This is a genomic window from Stenotrophomonas sp. CCNWLW162, assembly GCF_037203745.1.
Classification (GTDB): Bacteria; Pseudomonadota; Gammaproteobacteria; order Xanthomonadales; family Xanthomonadaceae; genus Stenotrophomonas; species Stenotrophomonas maltophilia_AQ.
Genome location: NZ_JBBCBL010000001.1, coordinates 578,700 through 594,738, shown reverse-complemented (window position 1 = coordinate 594,738; position 16,039 = coordinate 578,700). Strand labels below are relative to the sequence as shown.

13 protein-coding genes are annotated in these 16,039 nt (G+C 64.8%); 10 read left to right on the top strand and 3 right to left on the bottom strand.

Annotated elements, in window-relative coordinates; genetic code table 11:
* Window positions 1-372, top strand: a complete 372-nt coding sequence (locus V9K93_RS20785) for a DUF7668 domain-containing protein (protein ID WP_489686263.1) — start codon at window positions 1-3, stop codon at window positions 370-372.
* A gap of 875 nt (window positions 373-1,247) precedes the next feature.
* A complete protein-coding gene (locus tag V9K93_RS02830; RefSeq protein WP_295377560.1) occupies window positions 1,248-1,787 on the top strand; it encodes a hypothetical protein in 540 nt (179 codons plus the stop codon).
* Window positions 1,788-1,966: 179 nt separating this feature from the next.
* Here V9K93_RS02830 and V9K93_RS02825 read toward each other — a convergent pair whose 3' ends face one another.
* The gene (locus V9K93_RS02825; RefSeq protein WP_295377563.1) at window positions 1,967-2,302 is read right to left on the bottom strand and encodes a hypothetical protein; all 336 of its coding nucleotides are present in this window, start codon (window positions 2,300-2,302) and stop codon (window positions 1,967-1,969) included.
* A gap of 13 nt (window positions 2,303-2,315) precedes the next feature.
* The gene (locus V9K93_RS02820; protein WP_295377566.1) at window positions 2,316-2,948 is read right to left on the bottom strand and encodes a GyrI-like domain-containing protein; all 633 of its coding nucleotides are present in this window, start codon (window positions 2,946-2,948) and stop codon (window positions 2,316-2,318) included.
* 352 nt (window positions 2,949-3,300) lie between these two features.
* Here V9K93_RS02820 and cyoA point away from each other — a divergent pair, with 352 nt between their 5' ends.
* The 4 genes from cyoA to cyoD are packed head-to-tail and all read left to right on the top strand — an operon-like array spanning window position 3,301 to window position 7,317.
* Window positions 3,301-4,341: a ubiquinol oxidase subunit II gene (cyoA, locus tag V9K93_RS02815; RefSeq protein WP_046983282.1), complete on the top strand. Its 1,041-nt coding sequence runs from the start codon at window positions 3,301-3,303 to the stop codon at window positions 4,339-4,341.
* Window positions 4,342-4,343: 2 nt separating this feature from the next.
* Window positions 4,344-6,341 carry a cytochrome o ubiquinol oxidase subunit I gene (gene cyoB, locus V9K93_RS02810; RefSeq protein ID WP_012510427.1) on the top strand — a complete coding sequence of 666 codons (1,998 nt, stop codon included), beginning with the start codon at window positions 4,344-4,346 and terminating at the stop codon, window positions 6,339-6,341.
* Complete coding sequence (gene cyoC / locus V9K93_RS02805) at window positions 6,338-6,976, top strand: cytochrome o ubiquinol oxidase subunit III (protein ID WP_012510428.1); 639 nt, start codon at window positions 6,338-6,340, stop codon at window positions 6,974-6,976. Before cyoB ends, cyoC begins: the two co-directional genes overlap by 4 nt.
* Window positions 6,976-7,317: a cytochrome o ubiquinol oxidase subunit IV gene (gene cyoD, locus V9K93_RS02800; protein ID WP_004148769.1), complete on the top strand. Its 342-nt coding sequence runs from the start codon at window positions 6,976-6,978 to the stop codon at window positions 7,315-7,317. Before cyoC ends, cyoD begins: the two co-directional genes overlap by 1 nt.
* Window positions 7,318-7,526: 209 nt before the next feature.
* Here the strand turns inward: cyoD and V9K93_RS02795 are convergent, their stop codons facing one another.
* Complete coding sequence (locus tag V9K93_RS02795; RefSeq protein ID WP_337302044.1) at window positions 7,527-9,584, bottom strand: putative bifunctional diguanylate cyclase/phosphodiesterase; 2,058 nt, start codon at window positions 9,582-9,584, stop codon at window positions 7,527-7,529.
* Between the two features lie 149 nt (window positions 9,585-9,733).
* Between V9K93_RS02795 and radA the strand changes: the two genes are divergently transcribed.
* From radA to V9K93_RS02775, 4 genes are all read left to right on the top strand, one after another.
* Window positions 9,734-11,110, top strand: coding sequence for a DNA repair protein RadA (gene radA, locus V9K93_RS02790; RefSeq protein WP_337302043.1), 1,377 nt, complete (start codon window positions 9,734-9,736; stop codon window positions 11,108-11,110).
* 153 nt (window positions 11,111-11,263) lie between these two features.
* On the top strand, window positions 11,264-13,120 hold the full coding sequence (locus V9K93_RS02785; protein ID WP_337302042.1) for an ATP-binding protein: 1,857 nt from the start codon (window positions 11,264-11,266) through the stop codon (window positions 13,118-13,120).
* 48 nt (window positions 13,121-13,168) lie between these two features.
* Window positions 13,169-15,475, top strand: a complete 2,307-nt coding sequence (locus V9K93_RS02780) for a tetratricopeptide repeat protein (RefSeq protein ID WP_337302041.1) — start codon at window positions 13,169-13,171, stop codon at window positions 15,473-15,475.
* 92 nt (window positions 15,476-15,567) lie between these two features.
* A complete protein-coding gene (locus V9K93_RS02775; protein ID WP_136638329.1) occupies window positions 15,568-16,032 on the top strand; it encodes a YqhG/Tai3 family protein in 465 nt (154 codons plus the stop codon).
* Window positions 16,033-16,039 lie beyond the last annotated feature (7 nt).

Genomic DNA, 16,039 nt, shown 5'->3' with positions numbered 1-16,039 from the left:
ATGAATGAGGTGACCATAGCTAAAGATGGTGAGAACGAGATTGCGGTGCCGCAAGCTTGGCGGCCCACGCTCGCAGCCATCGTTGATGCGCTGATCCAAGGGGGCGAACCATCGCTACCGCGGGTAACCCTTCAGGCCCCAGGTGTGTGGGCAAGCGCGCAAGAGAGCATTCGCGCGTATGGCGCACACTTGAAGAGGTTGCCAGACGAATCCTGGAACTCTTCCGTATGCATTTGGTATGGAGATTTTTGGAATGTTCTGGTTGATCTTTACACAGAAGAGGAGGGGAGGAGTGATCTAGTGCTTCAGGCTCATGTGTACGAAGTTGGCGATGGATATCGATACGAGGTGGTTTTGGTATACGTGCCGTAGAACCTGCGAGTCCGTTTGAATTTCATCGGTTTTCAGATTAAGTGATGACTGAACCGGCGGCTACATGGAGTGTTGTGGTTTCTGCCGGTGCCCAGACGGTCACATACATCCACACGGACGCGCTGGGCTCGGTTGTGGCCGAGAGCGATGCCAACGGCAACGTGATCAAACGCTATGACTAAGAGCCCTACGGGGCAGTGGTAGGCGGTCAGGTCACGGATGGCCCGGCGTACACCGGGGATGTGAGCGACTCGGCTACGTGGCTGAGCTACATGCAGCAGCGGTACATGGATCCGCAGTTGGGGGTGTTCCTGTCGGTGCATCCTATGAGCAGCCAGTTGGACAGTTCAATCGCGATCGGTATGCGAACGGCAATCCGTACAAGTTCACGGATCCGGATGGGCGCACCCCGACCATCCTTGCACCGGTTGTAATCGGTCCGCTTGTTGTTGCGACGGTCTACTATCTGAGTACGACGCCTGAGCAACGTCAGCAGGCAGGGCAAGCGATAGATCGAAGTGTAAAGAGACTGTTCCAAAAGAGTGAGGCTGGTAGCTCAGACGGAGCAGGAACGGGTAATGGTGGTGTCAGGGCTCCGGCCCTTCCAACTGATCTCGTGGGTGATCAGGGTAGCCCCTTGGCAGGCCCGAACAAAAGTGGCAGCCGCCATACGAGCGGAAATCTGAAGCCGGAGTTCGGTGGTACCGGTAACTATGACGATGATCTCAAAGCGCTCGCCGGAGATACCAGGCCCACAGTTCGCGGGAACAGCGCTCCTCCTGGGGCACAGATCGGAGAGAATGGCGTCTTTGGTCGCGAGACGAACAGCTCGGGCGGCAAGAGCATCGACATCTCGGCAAATGGTGACAAGCCACATGAAACCCTACACTACGATTGATGTACTTCCGGACGGCACGCGTTATTTGCCGATGCAGTGGGATGGTGCGAAGCCGAGTGAAGTGGCTCAGCTGCTCCAGGGGCGTCGGCTTCTGACCTGCAGGGTTCCCTCTACGCAGACAGCGAGCCTGGCTTGGCAAGTAGTCTTGAGCTTTGATTCCAATGTGTTTCTTGAGTTGACATCTTCCCGTACCGTTGTTCAGGGGTGGGACGAATTTGGAACCATTAATGTTGAGATCTTGTCGGGTGCTCTGGCTGAATCGAAATGTGAGTGGGTCAATTTAGAGCTTTCGGAAGCACTTGACGTTACGTGTGTTGAAATCGTTCGTTGGCAAGGTGCTGGATTGATCGTTGACTCTGGTATTCGCCTGCACTTCTCTGATGACCGTATCCTCTCGGTCGTTGCGGTGGACGTGCCGGGTGCACTGCTCTTGACTTTGCCGGGAGATGTAGCCCCTTGTTCGTGGCAATTTCCGGCAAATGACTACGTCTTCGTATCGATCGAGGGGGCGGGCTGACTCTCTCACTGGGTATGCCCAATCTTCTCAGTCATGTCTTCCGCCTGACAATGCGTGGGTCGCAGGTTCGACTCCTGTTTCCGGCACCAGTTGCATGAAAAGCCCCGACCTTGGTCGGGGCTTTTCGTTTGTGCGTTTGGGAGATCGTCGGTGGCCGCGGCACCGGTAGCGGCGCGACCTTATCCACGCCCCACAATCACCGCATCCCGCGCCAACCACCATGCGAGCTGCCGCAGGTACCCGCCCACCGCACCGGCCATTACACCCAGCAGCAACCGCCGCAACACACGCGCAGATCGCAGGCCAGCCTCCCGCAACCAAGGCAGCATCGCCATCACCTGTGCACCCAGCAGCAGCGCCAGCACATCCAGCCCCAGCGCATCCATCACCGGCAACAACGGCAGCAGATCCGGATTGCAGGCCAATACGATCACCAGCAGGGTACCGAGCACAGCCATCACGCGGCGCCCAGCGGGCAGGGTGGTCCAGTGCAGCAGTCTCGCAATCAGGCGCATGGCGTTCCTTGTGTCATGGGCGTGAGCCCTCACCAGAGCGCAAGCGCACCGGCTGCCGCAGCACGGTCTTCAACCGAGCAGCTTCGGTCCTGCGCGGGTCGCTCAGGTAGATCTCGTGATGGGGGCCGGCAAAGGCATATCCCAGAGCAGGCATCAGCTCGTCATGAAGATGCGCCAGGATCGGCCCTTCGTCATCGTAGGCACCCACATGCAGGGTCTGCAGGCAGAGACCTTCCTCGAGCGTTTCATGGCGAAGGCTGGCCGGCGCCTCACCCAGCTTCTTCCGCGCCTTGCCGAGGGCAGCCTCCAGCTGCTCTGGACTGATCCCCTCCGGCGTACGGATCATCACCGTCCACACCCACTCATCCTTGCGGCGTGCCACGAAGCTGGCGGGATCCTCGGCCGTCCACAGCGCTTCCAAGGGCGGCACCACGTAGTCCTGTCCGTCGGCTTTCAACGCGAACTTCAGCGCATAGCTCACCGCGTACAGCCACTGCACCGCCTGCAGGTAGGCCGGGGCGGTGTTCGGGTCGCCGTGGCCGTCGACCATCAGGTAGGGCAGCGGCGGTACGTTCACCGTCACGAACCGGCCCGCCGGGGGCTGGTACAGCGCGCGATCGCGTCGCTTGAAGTCGATCTTGTCCATGGGCCTTCCTCCTGCGTGGAGCATCCCATGTCCATGCCCCGGCAAACATGCCTGAACAGGTTCAGTCGACTTTGCCGAACCCGGTCGGAGCCCCCGCCATCGCCCGGTGCCAGGATGCTGCGCTCGGGCGTTCTGCCCGCCATGCCACGCAGTGCGACAACGTGTCGCAGTCAGAATCAGGCCTTTCCTGCGCTCGATCATTGTCAATGCCTTTCTTAAATGGTGCGTGACGGCCTAAAATTGAAAGGCTGACTCGACCCCACCTCCCTGCCTGTCTTCCGGACAGGTGGGACCGGCTTTGGCCGGAACAGGCAGGACGGGGAACGGCATTCCCTCGCAATTGGATCGACCGATGATTCCGTTGAAAACCCTTGGGCGCTGGTTGCGCCCGGGCCTGCTGCTGTCGTTGCTGGTGATGCTCACCGGCTGCGATGCCGTGGCCATCCTCAGTCCGAAGGGCCAGATCGGCCAGGATGAGAAGACCCTGCTGATCACGGCTACCGTGCTCATGCTGCTGGTCGTCATCCCGGTCATCATCATGACCCTGACCTTCGCGTGGAAGTATCGCGCCTCCAACACCAAGGCCCGCTACGAGCCGAAGTGGTCCCACTCGACGGCGATCGAGGTGGTGGTGTGGTCCATTCCCTGCATGATCGTGCTGGTGCTGGCGGTCCTGACCTGGCGTTCGTCGCACGCGCTGGACCCGTACAAGCCGCTGGAATCGGACGTCAAGCCGGTCACCATCGAGGCGATCTCGCTGGACTGGAAGTGGCTGTTCATCTATCCGGAAGAGAAGGTGGCGGTCGTCAACGAAATCAAGTTCCCGGTCAACACGCCGCTGAACTTCAAGATCACGTCCGATACGGTGATGAATGCCTTCTTCATCCCGCACCTGGGCAGCATGATCTACTCGATGGCTGCGATGGAGACCAAGCTCCATCTGATCGCCAACGAGACCGGTGAATTCCCGGGCATGTCCTCGCACTACAGCGGCGCGGGCTTCGCCAAGATGCATTTCACCGCCTACTCGGTCACCGATGCCGAATACCGCCAGTGGCTGGACCAGGTCCGCGCCGGCGATCAGACCCTGGACAAGGCTTCGTTCAAGGCCCTGGGTGATGCGCGCAACGCCGAGTGGTATCCGGTCACCTACTTCGGCAAGACCGAAGAAGGCCTGTTCGACTGGGTCCTCGCCAAGCACATGGGCGACAACAAGCATTACGGCATGAAGCACTCGCACGCCGGTGCCGCCGCTGCCGATGCCGCCAGCCATGAAGCGCACGAGGGCCATGCCCCCAGTGATGCACATGATTCCAAGGAATCGGGTGAAAACCTGGATGCCAACGAACACGAACACGCAGGCCATGCCGGCCACGCGGGCTCGGGAGAATGAACATGTTGGGAAAACTCTCTATTGAGTCGATCCCCCACGATCCGATCGTCCTGACGACGTTGATCGGCGCAGTACTGGGTGGCCTGGGCGTGATGGCCCTGATCACCAAGTTCAAGCTGTGGGGCTATCTGTGGAAGGAGTGGTTCACCTCGGTGGATCACAAGAAGATCGGCGTGATGTACCTCATCGTCGCCTTCGTCATGCTGCTGCGCGGTTTCTCCGACGCGATCATGATGCGTACCCAGCAGGCGCTTGCCGTCGGCGGGTCCGAGGGTTACCTGCCGCCGCACCACTACGACCAGATCTTCACCGCCCACGGCGTGATCATGATCTTCTTCGTGGCGATGCCGCTGATCACCGGCCTGATGAACCTGGCCGTGCCGCTGCAGATCGGTGCGCGCGACGTCGCGTTCCCGTTCGTCAACTCGCTCAGCTTCTGGCTGTTCGTGTCCGGCGCGGTGCTGATCATGCTGTCGCTGTGGATCGGTGAGTTCGCTGCCACCGGCTGGCTGGCGTTCCCGCCACTGTCTGGCATCGAATACAGTCCAAGCGTAGGCATGGACTACTACATCTGGGGGCTACAGGTCGCAGGCCTGGGTACCACGCTGAGCGGTATCAACTTCTTCATCACCATCCTGAAGATGCGTACCCCCAGCATGAAGCTGATGCAGATGCCGGTGTTCACCTGGACCGCCCTGGTGACCAACGTGCTGATCGTCGCGGCTTTCCCGGTACTGACCATCACCCTGGTGCTGCTGACCCTGGACCGTTACCTGGGTACGCACTTCTTCACCAATGACGGTGGCGGCAACGCCATGCTGTACATCAACCTGATCTGGATCTGGGGTCACCCGGAAGTCTATATCCTGGTGCTGCCGGCGTTCGGTGTGTTCTCCGAAGTCATCGCGACCTTCTCGCGCAAGGCGCTGTTCGGCTACAAGGGCATGGTCTACGCCACCGCCTGCATCGGCGTGCTGTCGTTCATCGTGTGGCTGCACCACTTCTTCACCATGGGTTCGGGTGCCAACGTCAATGCCTTCTTCGGCATCACGACGATGATCATTTCGATCCCGACCGGCGTGAAGATCTTCAACTGGCTGTTCACCATGTTCCGCGGTCGCGTGCAGTTCACCACGCCCGTGCTGTGGACCATCGGCTTCATGGTCACCTTCACCATCGGTGGCATGACCGGCGTGATGCTGGCGATCCCGGCCATCGACTTCGTGCTGCACAACAGCCTGTTCCTGATCGCCCACTTCCACAACGTCATCATCGGCGGCGTGGTGTTCGGCATGTTCGCCGGCATCACCTACTGGTGGCCGAAGATGTTCGGCTTCCGCCTCAATGAGTTCTGGGGCAAGTGCGCGTTCTGGTGCTGGTTCATCGGCTTCTACGTGACCTTCATGCCGATGTACGTGCTGGGCTTCATGGGCATGACCCGTCGTCTGCAGAGCACGGTCAACCCGGCCTACGAGCCGCTGCTGCTGGTGGCTGCCGCAGGTGCCTTCATCGTGGGTGCCGGCATCCTGTGCCAGATCATCCAGGTGGCCGTGTCGATCCGCGACCGCAAGAAGACCGCCGACCTGACCGGCGACCCGTGGGATGCCCGTACGCTGGAGTGGGAAACCTCTTCGCCGCCGGCCTTCTACAACTTCGGCAGCCTGCCGGAAGTCACCGAGCTGGACGATTTCTGGGAGCGCAAGCAGCGTGGTGAAGCCTGGCCGAAGCCGGCCAAGTACACCGACATCCACATGCCGCGCAACACCGGCACGGGCGTTGTCATCGGTGCCTTCAGCCTGGTGTTCGGCTTCGCGATGATCTGGCACATCTGGTGGCTGGCCATCGTCGGCTTCGTCGGCATGATCGCCACGTTCATCTACCGCACCTTCGACCAGGACGTGGACTACTGGGTCCCGGCTGCCGAGGTGGAACGCATCGAGAACGAACACCGCAAGCACCTGGAATCCCAGGGCCTGGTGAAGTCGGAGCTGAAGGCATGAGCACCAATACCTCGACCCTGAGCCACGGGCACGCCGCGCAAGCGGCGGCCCATGGCCATGACGACCACGAGCACCACGACACCGGCGGCAACACCGTCTTCGGTTTCTGGGTGTACCTGATGAGCGACTGCCTCATCTTCGCCTCGCTGTTCGCCACCTATGTGGTGCTGGCCGGCGGTACCGATGGCGGCCCGACCGCGAAGGACCTGTTCGAACTGCCGTTCGTGGCATGGGAAACCGCGCTGCTGCTGACCTCCTCGCTGACCTTCGGCCTGGGCATGATTGCCATGCACCGCAAGCAGATGGGCCAGATGTACCTGTGGCTGGGCATCACCTGGCTGCTGGGCTTCGGCTTCATGTGCATGGAAGTGTGGGAATTCCAGCACCTGATCCATCAGGGCTATGGTCCGGACCGTAGTGCCTTCCTGTCGGCGTTCTTCGCCCTGGTCGGTACCCACGGCCTGCACGTCAGCGCCGGCCTGCTGTGGCTGCTGGTGATGTTCGTGCAGCTGAAGAAGTACGGCCTGACCCCGACCAACAAGACCCGCATGGCGTGCCTGAGCCTGTTCTGGCACTTCCTGGACCTGATCTGGATCGGCGTGTTCTCCGTCGTCTACCTCAATGGAGCGCTGTAATGGCACATGACAACCATGCACACGACCATGCCGCCGGCGGCGAAAGCCATGGCAGCGTGAAGTCGTACCTGATCGGCTTCGTGCTGGCGGTGGTGCTGACCGTCATCCCGTTCTGGATGGTGATGTCGGGCGACTTCTCGCGCACCGTCAACGGTGTGGTGATCGCGATCACCGCGGTACTGCAGATGCTGGTCCACCTGGTGTTCTTCCTGCACCTGGACCGCTCTTCGGAAAGCCGCTGGAACGTCAACGCTGCGGCCTTCACCGTGGTGGTGATCGGCATCATCGTGGTCGGTACCCTGTGGGTCATGCACAACATGAACGTGCACATGATGCACTGACGTCTTCGCGACGTTGCCACGCAGAAAGGCCGCCCTCGGGCGGCCTTTTTGTTTACTGGTAGCGCCGGGTGATGCCCGGCGACGCATCAATGCCGCCGGACATGGCAGGTGTGTGGTGGTAGTGCCGGCCGCTGGCCGGCAATTGCGGGAAGCCGGCCAGCGGCCGGCACTACCCGTAGATTCACGGCATGCGTGGATGAACCGCCGGCTCAACCCACCCGGCGCAGGAACTCGTCCGCTTCCATCGGCCGCCCCAGGTGGTAGCCCTGCAACTGGTCGCAACCCAGTTCGCTCAGGTACTCACGCTGTGCCTGGGTCTCCACGCCTTCGGCCACCACCTGCAACTGCAGGGTGCGGCCCAGCGCGATGATCGACGACACGATGGCGGCGTCCTCGTCGTTGCGCTCCAGGTCGTGCACGAACGCATGGTCGATCTTGAGTTCGGTGGCCGGCATCCGCTTCAGGTACAGCAGGCTGGAGTAGCCGGTGCCGAAATCGTCGATGGCGATATGCACGCCCATCGCGGTCAGATCGTTGAGGATCGCCAGGCTGGCGTCGACATCCTTCATCGCCGTGGTCTCGGTGATTTCCAGGGTCAGCCGCGCCGGTTCGATCCGGTGCCGTTGCAGCACCTCGCGCACGCTGTCCAGCAGCGCCGGCGAGGCGAACTGCAGCGGCGACAGGTTCACCGCCATCGACCATTCCGTATGCCCGGCCTCGTGCCATGCACGCAGCTGCGCACAGGCGCGGTCCAGTACCCAGTCGCCGATCGGCAGGATCAGGCCGCTGCGCTCGGCGATGGGAATGAACACATCGGGCGCCAGCAGGCCCAGTTCCGGGTGCTGCCAGCGCAGCAGGGCCTCGGCGCCGGTAGCCGGTGCGCCAGCGGCCGGGAACTTCGGCTGGTAGTGCAGCAGCAGCTCGTCACGCGCGATCGCCTTGCGCAGGTCCTGCAGCAGGCGCAGCTGGCGGTTGGCACTGAGCTGCATCGACGGAGTGAAGAAGGTATAGCCGTTACGGCCGGTTTCCTTGGTGTGGTACATCGCCGCGTCGGCGTGCGCCATCAGCTCGCGCTCGTTGCTGGCATCGTCCGGGTACAGGGCGATGCCGAGACTGGCGCTGACCTGCAGTTCGGCCGCATCCAGCGTGAACGGCTCGCCGGCGGCGGCGATGATGCGTTCGGCCACCACCACCGCGTCGTCCGGGATATCGATGGCCAGCACGATCACGAACTCGTCGCCGCCGAGGCGGGCGAAGGTGTCCTGCGGCCGCAGCAGGCCGCCGATGCGCTGTGCCACCGCCACCAGCAGGCGGTCGCCCAATTGGTGGCCGTAGGCATCGTTGACCGCCTTGAAGCCGTCCAGGTCGCAGAACATCACCGCCACCGCGCGGCCACGACGGTGCGCCTTCTCGATGGCCTGCTCGATGCGGTCCTGCAGCAGCATGCGGTTCGGCAGCTGGGTCAACGGGTCATGCAGGGCGGCCTGGATCAGCTTGTCGTTGGCGTGCGCCAGCGAATCGGCCAGCAGGCCGGTGCGCACGCGCATCTGCCGGTCGAACAGCGAGGCGACCAGAGCGATGCCCAGCGTGGCCACGGTGGTGACGATCACCAGCACCGCCAGCCAGCGGGTGTCGATGCCGCCACTGCCGACCGCGCCGCAGATGCTGCCTTCAGGGAAACGTGCGGCGGCCATGCCGGTGTAATGCATGCCAACGATGGCCAGGCCCATCACCAGCGAGGCCAGGGCGCGCAGGCGCAGCGTGTTGCGCTGCTCGGCCCGCAGCCGGAAGGCGATCCACAGCGCCGCACCTGCGGCACCGATGGCCACCGCAATGGAGGCGGCGAACCAGCCTGGGTGATATTCGATACCCGGCTGCATGCGCATCGCGGCCATGCCCAGGTAGTGCATGGTGGCGATGCCCAGCCCCATCAGCACCGCCCCGGCCAGCAACCGTCGCCAGGGCAGGCTGGGCCGCGACACCAGCCATAGTGCATAGGCCGAAGCACCGATCGACACCGCCAGCGAGTACAGGGTGATGCCGAGGTCGTAGCCGACCGGGATCGGCAGGTCGAAGGCGAGCATGCCGATGAAGTGCATCGACCAGATGCCCAGGCCCATCGCCGCCGCGCCACCGGCCAGCCACCAGCGCGCCACGCGGCCTTCGGCCGTGGCCAGCCGGCCGGCCATGTCCAGCGCCGTGTACGAAGCAAGAATGGCCACCAGCAGGGAGATGGTGACCAGGCTCTGACTGTAACTGCCAGTCATTTCGGATCCAGTGGGGGAGGGAGGGGCGCCCGCAAGGCGCACGCCCGCGACCCCTATCGGCGCAGGTGGGCGGGACTTGAGCGGTCGCAGCAGCTGCGACCCGGCTCGGCTATCCTGCCACGCCTGTTCCCGTTGCTGGAAATCATCCGATGGCTAAAGCCCGCACCGCCTACGTCTGCAATGAATGCGGCGCCGAATTCAGCAAGTGGCAGGGCCAATGCACCGAGTGCAATGCCTGGAACTCGCTGTCGGAAATCGTGCTGGAAAGCGCGGCGGCGGCCAAGGCGCCGGCCTCGCGCCGGGCCGGCTGGGCCGGCAAGATCGACCCGCCAAAGATCACCGCGCTGAAGGACGTCGAGCAGACCGAGCATCGCCGGGTCTCGACCGGCATCGGCGAGTTCGATCGCGTGCTGGGTGGTGGCTTGGTCGAGGGCGCGGTGGTGCTGGTCGGTGGCGACCCGGGCATCGGCAAATCGACCCTGCTGCTGCAGGCGGTGGCTAGGATGGCGGCCGTGCTGCCGGTGTTGTACGTCACCGGCGAGGAATCGCTGGCCCAGGTAGCCGGCCGCGCGCATCGCCTGGAACTGCCGCTGGACGGCGTCAACGCGCTGGCCGAGACCGGGGTCGAATCGATCCTGCAGCACGCGTCCAAGGCCGGCCCGCGGCTGATCGTGGCCGACTCGGTGCAGACCCTGTGGACCGAGAGCCTGACCGCCGCGCCGGGTTCGGTCAGCCAGGTGCGCGAGAGCGCGGCACGGCTGGTGCGCTTCGCCAAGGAGACCGGCACCGCCGTGTTCCTGGTCGGCCACGTGACCAAGGAGGGCGGCATCGCCGGCCCGCGCGTGCTGGAGCACATGGTCGATGCCGTGCTGTACTTCGAAGGCGAGAGCGGCAGCCGCTTCCGCCTGCTGCGCGCGTTCAAGAACCGCTTCGGTGCGGTCAACGAGCTGGGCGTGTTCGCGATGGGCGACAAGGGCCTGAAGGAGGTCTCCAACCCGTCGGCGATCTTCCTGTCTGGTGGCAGTACCCACCAGCCGGGCAGTTGCGTCATGGTCACCCGCGAGGGCACGCGGCCGCTGCTGGTGGAAGTACAGGCGCTGGTCGATGCCTCGCCGCTGTCGAACCCGCGCCGTGTCGCGGTCGGCCTGGAGCAGAACCGCCTGGCGATGCTGCTGGCGGTACTGCATCGCCACGGCGGCGTGCTGGTCGGCGACCAGGACGTGTTCGTGAATGTCGTGGGTGGCATCCGCGTGCAGGAAACCGCGGCCGATCTGCCGGTGCTGCTGGCGGTTCTGTCCTCGCTGCAGGACCGCCCGCTGGCGGAAAAGACGATTGCTTTTGGCGAAGTCGGCCTGTCCGGCGAGATCCGCCCGGTGCCCAACGGCGAGGACCGCCTGCGCGAAGCCGCCACCCATGGTTTCAAGCGCGCCATCGTGCCCAAGGCCAATGCGCCGAAGGGTGGTTCGGTGAAGGGCATGGAAGTGATCGCAGTGGAGCGCCTGTCCGAGGCCATCGACGCGGCGTGACCGCGCCGGTAGCGCCGGACCATGCCCGGCGCTACCGGCGCGGATCTGGAATACGACCTCAAACACGGCAACGGTCAGCCTCCCTGTGCTAGTTTTTCCCGCTCGACGAAGGCGCCCTCTGGCGTCTTTCCGTGCCCAGGAGTAACCGATTACATGCAGGACACCGCACTCACCGCCCCCAACGCCGAAATCCGTCGCGCCGGGGTCGATCTCAATGGACTGATGACGGTGCTGGGCAAGCACCTGTATTCCACCCCGGTGGTGGCGCTGCGCGAGCTGGTGCAGAACGCGCACGACTCGATCATCCGCCGTCGCATTGAACAGCCTGGCGTCGAGGTGCCCTCGCGCATTTCGGTGCAGGTCGATGCCGCCGCTGGCGTGCTGCGCATCAGCGATACCGGCGCCGGCCTGACCCGCCAGGAGATCCATGATTACCTGGCCACCGTCGGCGTTGGCTACACCCGTGGCCTGCGCCAAGGCGGCGAGGACGATGAAGGCCTGATCGGCATGTTCGGCCTCGGCTTCCTGTCGGCGTTCGTGCTGGCACGCCGGGTCAGCGTGCGCACCACCTCGTACCAGACGCCGGAGCTGGGGCACCTATACGTGTCCAGCAACGCCGAGCAGTACACCGTCAGTGAAATGCCTGCGCGTGCGGTTGGCACCGAGGTGGAGCTGGAGCTGCATCCGGATTTCCTGCCACTGGCCAACGAAGCGCGCTTGCACGAGGTGCTGGGCCGCTATTGCGCGCTGCTGTCCGAGCCGATTTTCATCGGTGCCGGGGCCGAGGCGCTCAACCCTGAGCCGCCGCCCTGGCGCGGCCAGGGAGAGGTCGCCGTGCATCCGGTGCAGGCGCGGCGCCAGGCGCTGCAGTTTGCGGCGCGCTTCGAGCATGATTTCGAGCCCATCGTGACTGTGCCGTTGCGTGCCGATGGCGACAGCGATGCCACAGGCATGTTGTGGGTACAGGACGGTGCCACTTACGGCACCAGTGACAACCGCAACCTGTCGGTGTTCGTGCGCGGGATGCTGCTGGACGATGATGCGCGCGATCTGCTGCCGCCGTGGGCCGGCTTCATCGGCGGTGTGATCGAATCCTCGCGGCTGACGCCCACTGCCAGTCGCGAGGACCTGCAGCGTGACGACCAGTACCGCGCCGTGCAGCATGCATTGCTGGAAGCGCTGATCGATGGCCTGGCCGACGTCGCACGGCAACAGCCGGAAGCCTGGCGGCGCGTGCTGAGCCGCCACAACGAGGCACTGCTGGGAGCGGCGCTGTGTGATGACCGCCTGTTCGAACTGCTGCTGGAGCATGTTCGCGTGCCGACCTCGCAGGGCGACCTGCCGGCCAGCGCGTTGCCGGCACGTGGCGCGGTGCACGTCATCCTCGACAACGGCGGCGGCTTCGAGGAAATGCTGTTCCGCGCGATGGGCGTACCGGTGGCGCACGGCCATCGCTATGCGGTGGTGCCGTTCCTGCGGCGCTGGGCCCAGGCCAAGGGCCTGCGTCTGGTCGAACTCGGCACCGAGCAGGGCAATCGCGCGCTGTTCCGTACCGATGACACCCTTGATGAGACGCAGCTGGCGTGGCTGCGCGAGCAGCTGGGCGATGGTGAACAGCTGCTGCCGGCACGCTTCAGCCCGGAGGCGCTGCCGGTAGTGGTGGTGCCCGACCGCGAGGCCGAGCTGAAGCAGCGCCTGGAAGACGACGAGAACGACAAGCGCGTTTCAATGGCGGCGCTGCGCCTGGCCCGGCAGTTCACCGCGCGCATCGAATCGCGCGCGCCGTCGCGGCTGTACCTCAATCTCGACAACCCGGCGGTGCAGGCCCTGCTGCGCGCCCAGCGCGACGGACATCCGCAGGCCGAAGCCGCTGCACGCCTGTTGCGTTCGCTGAAGATCATCGTCGCCGCGCAGGGCCGTCCGCTGGCCCGCACGGCTGCCACGCCGGGCCCGGATCTCAATGGCGCCTTCGCCGATATTGCCGGTGCCCTGCAGCAGATGCTGCGTTGAGCACCACCCCTTCTCATCCAGCCTTCGCTAGACAGGAGCATTTACCCCATGGACATCTGGAACTGGGTCGAAAAACTGCAGGGTGACCTGCGCCAGGCCGGCCAGGCGCAGAACGCGCACCTGCTGAACCGTCTCGCCGACGAGGTCAGCGAACTGCAGGTCGACCGCGTCGACGCACTGCTGCCCGAAGCACGTGCGCTGGGCAAGGCGCTGGACAACCCCTGGGTCGACGTCTACGTCGGCCACTGGGCACTGCGCAACCGCGTCGGCAACCGCGTCGAAGGCGAAAGCGCGCTGGGCGAAGCCGTGGCGCTGTTCGAGCGTGCACACCGCGAGGACACGCTGGAGTGCCCGCAGTCGATCTGCGTGACCCAGGATCTGGCTGCCTGCTACGGCAACATCGATGGCCCGGGCTGGGTGCCGGAACGTATCGAGGTGTGCGATGAAACACTGGGTCGCATCGACCCGAGCTGGGCCTGCTTCCAGTGCCTGAGCTGCGAGAAGGCCGATGCACTGCTTGATGATGGCCGCGGCCAGGACGCGCTGGACTACCTGCAGGTGCAGTCGGATGCGATCGAAGCCTGCGGCAAGGAAGTGTTCGACAGCTTCCCGGAGATGCAGATCAAGATCCTGCTGGGCATGGGCCGCGCCGAGGAAGCGCTGGTACTGATCGAGAAGCGCGAGGCCGAAGTGGCCGCGTCCGGCGAGTACGAGCCGGCCAACTGCACGGTGCCGCGCCGCCTGTCCAAGGCGTGGGCGCTGGCCCAGCTCGGCCGCGACGAAGAGTCCGTGCAGCAGCTGGTGCCGTGGAGCGAGCTGACGCCGACATACTGGCGGCTGTGGGCGAACACAGCTGCCGCACTATGCCAGCGTGATCCGACGCGCAATACCTGGGACCTGGGCACGCGCTTCAATACCATCATCGAACACTTCGCCCGCGTCGGCTCGCACCGCCTGCTGATCGAGGTGGCCGCGCTGAGCCTGGAGCTGGCCCTGCAGCGTGGCGCGCGCTGGGTCGCGCAGCGCCAGCTGGAGCTTGCCCGTAGCCATCTGGCGCAGCTGCGCCAGGACCGCGGTGCGGCTGCGCTGGTGGCGGGCCTGGCTGCGCGCATCGATGCGTTGCCGGAGGTCGCACCGCTGCCGGTGCCGGCCGCTGAACTGCTGGCTTGGCTGAACGAGCAGGGGGAGCAGAATCAGTCGCGCGATCCCGAACGTGAGGCGCAGTGGCTGCTGCAGGCACAGGCGCAGCTGCCAGATGATGAGGCGCTGGCAGAAATGGCCGCCTCCGCGCTGAGCGCCTGTGGTGCACAGACGGAAGCGCGCGCATTGCTGTGGCGCTTCGTGCGCGCGCACACGCAGGATGATGGCCCGGCCGCCTACACGCTGATGCGCTGGCTGGCCGAGCAGGGCGACGACGACGGCCTGCGCCTGCTGGCGGATACCTATCGCGGCAGTGTGCCGGTGTTTGCGCACTGGTGCGAGGTGCAGCGCGCCCGCCGCGTGTCGGACTGGCCGGCGCTGGAGCAGGCCGCGCAGGCGCTGCTGGCGGCCTCGCCGGGCTCGCATGGCGCACGCGGCACGCTGGCGCGGATGTACATGGAAACCGGTCGCTTCAGCGAGGCGCAGGCCAGCTATGCGCAGCTGGTGGAGTTGCTGGAAGAACCCAGCGCCGCGCACTGGGACCACATGAGTGCGGCCAGCGCGGCACGCGACTGGGACGCGGTGCGTCGCTCGGCGGCGGCGATCGGCATGGAGCTGTCCAGCCAGGACGGCGTGGTCGAGGAGCCGTGGGGCTGGGTGATCATCCGCAGCGAAGAGAACGGCGAGCCGATGGAGTACTACGCACGCCGTAGTGGCCCGGTGACCGCACGCATCGTCGAGAACGCGCCGGCCAATCGTGCGCAGCAGGTGGGCGACTGGGTGGTGTTCGACGCCGCGCTGGTGCATCCGGCGCCGGAGGAAGAGGAAGCGCGCGAGCATTTCATCCCGACCTATGCGCAGGTGCATGTGCTGGAGCGCGGCGGCTTTGCCCGCAGCTGGCTGGTCGATGGCGCGCATCCGGGCGAGGACGCGTGGAATGCCTTCGTCGAAGCCGCCGAGGCGCAGGGCTGGAAGGTGTGGTCGCACAGCCGTGCGGACTACACCGTGACCGATCCGGACATGGAGGAGGGCACCCTGCCGGGCGTGCTGTTCACCGTCGCCCAGCCGCAGGATCATGCGCCGCTGGCGCTGCACCGCCTCCTGCAGCAGGAGACCGCGAAGTGGCCGCACCCGCACTGCTGGCTGCGCCTGGCCGAGGCCTGTGACCAGGATCGCCAGCCGCACCTGGACGTGATCGAGCGTTACGGGTTGTAAGCGTGATATCGGGCAGTGCCGGCCGCTGGCCGGCAACGCCATGAGATCCTGTGTTGCCGGCCAGCGGCCGGCACTACCTCAAGGAGATATACATGCGAAAGACAGGGATGTTCGTGATCGCCGGGCTGCTGCTGGCCCCCGCCGTGCAGGCTGCGCCGGCCTGCCAGGAACCAGTGGCTGTGGCCCGTGCCTTCTACGAGGCAACCACCGGCAATGGCGATCTGCTGGAACCGCCGCCGGCGCTGGTCAGCCCGGCCTTCGTCAAGGCCCTGCGTGGCGAGCGCGCCTGCCAGACGCGTGAGGAAGGCATCTGCACCATCGATTCCGATCCGTGGCTGGACGCCCAGGATGGTGACATCGACAGCCCGGTGCGATACAGCTGGAAAGAGATCTCGGCCACTACGGGCCAGGTTGAAATGCGCTATTCGGTATGGAATACGGCCTACCTGACCCGCCTGCCGATGGTGCGCGAAGGCCAGGGCTGCTGGCAGGTGGACGACATCCTCACCAACAGCGGTCGTTCGGTGCGCAGGATCCTGGCCCAGCCGGTGCCCTGAACTGCCG

What these genes read in the sequence shown, in the direction of transcription:
- cyoC (WP_012510428.1), top strand. Translation starts at nt 6,338, where the DNA reads ATGAGCACCAATACCTCGACCCTGAGCCACGGGCACGCCGCGCAAGCG.
- radA (WP_337302043.1), top strand. Translation starts at nt 9,734, where the DNA reads ATGGCTAAAGCCCGCACCGCCTACGTCTGCAATGAATGCGGCGCCGAA.
- V9K93_RS02795 (WP_337302044.1), bottom strand. Translation starts at nt 9,584, where the DNA reads ATGACTGGCAGTTACAGTCAGAGCCTGGTCACCATCTCCCTGCTGGTG.
- V9K93_RS02820 (WP_295377566.1), bottom strand. Translation starts at nt 2,948, where the DNA reads ATGGACAAGATCGACTTCAAGCGACGCGATCGCGCGCTGTACCAGCCC.
- V9K93_RS20785 (WP_489686263.1), top strand. Translation starts at nt 1, where the DNA reads ATGAATGAGGTGACCATAGCTAAAGATGGTGAGAACGAGATTGCGGTG.
- V9K93_RS02775 (WP_136638329.1), top strand. Translation starts at nt 15,568, where the DNA reads ATGCGAAAGACAGGGATGTTCGTGATCGCCGGGCTGCTGCTGGCCCCC.
- V9K93_RS02830 (WP_295377560.1), top strand. Translation starts at nt 1,248, where the DNA reads ATGAAACCCTACACTACGATTGATGTACTTCCGGACGGCACGCGTTAT.
- cyoD (WP_004148769.1), top strand. Translation starts at nt 6,976, where the DNA reads ATGGCACATGACAACCATGCACACGACCATGCCGCCGGCGGCGAAAGC.
- V9K93_RS02825 (WP_295377563.1), bottom strand. Translation starts at nt 2,302, where the DNA reads ATGCGCCTGATTGCGAGACTGCTGCACTGGACCACCCTGCCCGCTGGG.
- V9K93_RS02785 (WP_337302042.1), top strand. Translation starts at nt 11,264, where the DNA reads ATGCAGGACACCGCACTCACCGCCCCCAACGCCGAAATCCGTCGCGCC.
- V9K93_RS02780 (WP_337302041.1), top strand. Translation starts at nt 13,169, where the DNA reads ATGGACATCTGGAACTGGGTCGAAAAACTGCAGGGTGACCTGCGCCAG.
- cyoA (WP_046983282.1), top strand. Translation starts at nt 3,301, where the DNA reads ATGATTCCGTTGAAAACCCTTGGGCGCTGGTTGCGCCCGGGCCTGCTG.
- cyoB (WP_012510427.1), top strand. Translation starts at nt 4,344, where the DNA reads ATGTTGGGAAAACTCTCTATTGAGTCGATCCCCCACGATCCGATCGTC.